At 37.4% G+C, this 2,655-nt stretch carries 3 protein-coding genes; 2 read left to right on the top strand and 1 reads right to left on the bottom strand.

The window, feature by feature from the left end; genetic code table 11:
• The first annotated feature begins 306 nt into the window (after positions 1-306).
• Positions 307-1,203, top strand: a complete 897-nt coding sequence (locus OQ5_RS20825) for an ATP-binding cassette domain-containing protein (RefSeq protein ID WP_016777447.1) — start codon at positions 307-309, stop codon at positions 1,201-1,203.
• Positions 1,204-1,241: 38 nt separating this feature from the next.
• Positions 1,242-2,366 carry a class II aldolase/adducin family protein gene (locus OQ5_RS0110440; RefSeq protein WP_016777446.1) on the top strand — a complete coding sequence of 375 codons (1,125 nt, stop codon included), beginning with the start codon at positions 1,242-1,244 and terminating at the stop codon, positions 2,364-2,366.
• Between the two features lie 88 nt (positions 2,367-2,454).
• On the opposite strand, the gene OQ5_RS23845 is transcribed toward OQ5_RS0110440, so the two are convergent.
• Positions 2,455-2,655 (bottom strand): hypothetical protein (locus OQ5_RS23845; RefSeq protein ID WP_044107793.1); only part of this gene is annotated, 201 nt, incomplete at its 5' end.

Raw genomic sequence — 2,655 nt, 5'->3', positions numbered from 1 at the left:
GCGAAAGCCAAAATTTCCGGCCATTGCGCAAGGCCTTGAACGTCGCCCATTTTGGCTTCCCGCTATCCGCCGGCCCGGAAAACGGACAGGCCACCGCGCCTTTTAACCAGGAAAAGTCCTTAAGCCTAAAAATATTCTTTTGAACAGTGATATTTTGACAATTAATCATCACAGGTGCAGACTTTTTGAAAGATTTACTTGAAAAACCTTGCACTTTGAATGATATTATTGGCTATAATTAATTTATAATTAATCTTTTAATTGTTTTTCATCAGGCCCTAATTATTAACAGAAAAATATTATATAATGGAGGTTTTGACAATAACCAATGCAAGTGTAAAAAGCAAGAATAAAACACTCTTTAAAAATCTTAACTTACATATTAAAGAAGGACAAAACTGGGCTGTTGTTGGTCCTTCAGGATCAGGGAAAACTGCATTACTGAAAACCATCAGAGGCGATTTTTTTGTGTCAGATGGCCAGATTTTACATCACTATTACAATCTGTACAAAACAAATCACAATGTTTCGGATCCTTTGTTTTCACATCGTAACCTGATTAGCTATGTAGATGTAAAACATGATTTTACGAATTTGAGTCATACCCGTGATTTTTTCTATCAACAACGGTTTAATGCCGGTTATGCTAATGAATCACAGACTGTAGACGGGTATCTTCGGGATATATCATCGAAAGAGACACATGCAGGGCCATGGAATTTTGAACGGGTAATCTGCGATTTTGATCTTGAACCACTTCAGGATAAACATCTGATTAAACTATCCAACGGCGAAACAAAGCGTTTGCGTATTGCTGCAGCCCTTTTGAAAAATCCCGTTCTTCTCATTTTGAATGAGCCATGCCAGGGATTTGATAATTCGCAACAAAAATACTTCAAAGCGCTTATTGATAGTATAGCCGGACAAAATGAAATGGCTATGATTTATGTGACCCATCACCGGGAAGAATTGCCGGAGTGTATTGAGAAGGAGTTAAGGCTCTGGGAAAACAAGTCCTTTTGTAAATCCTCTAAACAACCGTATCAAAAAGTTAAAAACAAATGCCAGTTTGTGCATTGTATGCAAATATTTGGCGGTTTATTTTTGATAATTGTTAAAGTGTGTTTTAGGTTTTTGCTTGAGTCTTGTAATTACAAGTTTTTAAAATGGATGAATGAAGAGACAGTCCTGCTTTATTCATGACTTTTCGCCATGTGATGCTCAAATGATCAATTAGGATTATGCGCCAATCAATCAAAAAACTCGTTGAAATTTCTCGGAAATTCGGAAAAGATAAAAACTATACCATTGCCGGCGGTGGCAATACGTCTTTCAAGACCGATAAGGAATTGTGGGTGAAAGCCAGTGGATATGGGTTGGCCAACATTACCGAAGAGGGATTTGTCAGGATGGACAGAAAGAAACTTGATGTTATCTCTTCCAAAGAATATAGAAAAGAGCCATTTCTCAGGGAACGGGAAGTTAAGGGCGACCTTGAAAAAGCCTGTATAGACAAGGGGAAACGCCCATCGGTCGAGACTTCTCTCCATAATGCCATAGACTATGCTTTTGTTATTCACATGCACCCATTTCTCATAAATGCCATCCTGTGTAGCAATGATGTGGAGCAAACCGTTGAGAGACTTTGGGGTAACGATGTATTGTATGTTCCTTATACCGACCCCGGGTATGTTTTGTTTAAAGAGGTTGAAGCTGGAATTGATATTTTTAGGGGTCGAAATGGATATTGCCCCAAAGTTATTCTGCTTCAAAATCATGGCATTTTTGTGGGAGCTGATATGGTTGAAGAAGTTGAAATGATTTATACCGGAATGATGAATGATATTCTCCAGACGCTGCCTTCAAATGCTCGCTCTCTTAATTTTTCCGATCTACCGTTTGAGTTGGAGTACGAAGTGAGTCTGCCGGATGAATTTTTAAAATCAAAAGGATTGCTGTTTAAAGGGCGCAATAACCGGTTAATCGAAAGATTTAGTCGTAACAGAAATGAATTCAGCAAGATAAGCGCTCCGTTCACGCCCGATATTATTGTTTACTGCAAATCAAACTATCTTTTTATCGAAACAAGTATCCAGCAAAATTCTCTTGCTATTGAAAATGCAATTGTAAAATTTCATACAGAGAATGGCTACTTTCCAAAAATTTTAGTTTTACAAGGAATGGGACTTGTCAGCATCGGTGAATCTGAAAAACAAGTCAACACTGCGCTTGATGTTTTTGAAGATCAGATGAAAATTGCGTGGTTTTCAGACTTTTTTGGAGGGCAACATTTTATGGAACCACTGCAAATCAATTTTATTGATTCGTGGGAAGTAGAGAATTATCGGCGAAAGATTTCGGGGTAAGTGTTAATATATTTTAATTGGTTTCTTGCTTTTTTATGACTATGCGGTAAAATACCTTGCGCAGTTAATTCTCAGATACGATGGTTCTCTAAATTTTCCCGATAATAAATGATGCATTGAAAGCAATAACCACAGATTGGGAATTTTTGAAAGCAACTGTCCCTCCCAAATAGCTTTGATCTGAAAATTTGGGATGACTAAAGAACTTAATCCTGTTTTTTATATATTTATTCACTACTGACCGACTAAAATGAAACGGATATAATGAAGACCTGTATTTATGTGCGCT

Source organism: Anaerophaga thermohalophila str. Valhall, assembly GCF_000250735.1.
Lineage (GTDB): Bacteria > Bacteroidota > Bacteroidia > Bacteroidales > Marinilabiliaceae > Anaerophaga > Anaerophaga thermohalophila_A.
This window is presented reverse-complemented; position numbering and strand designations above follow the sequence as displayed.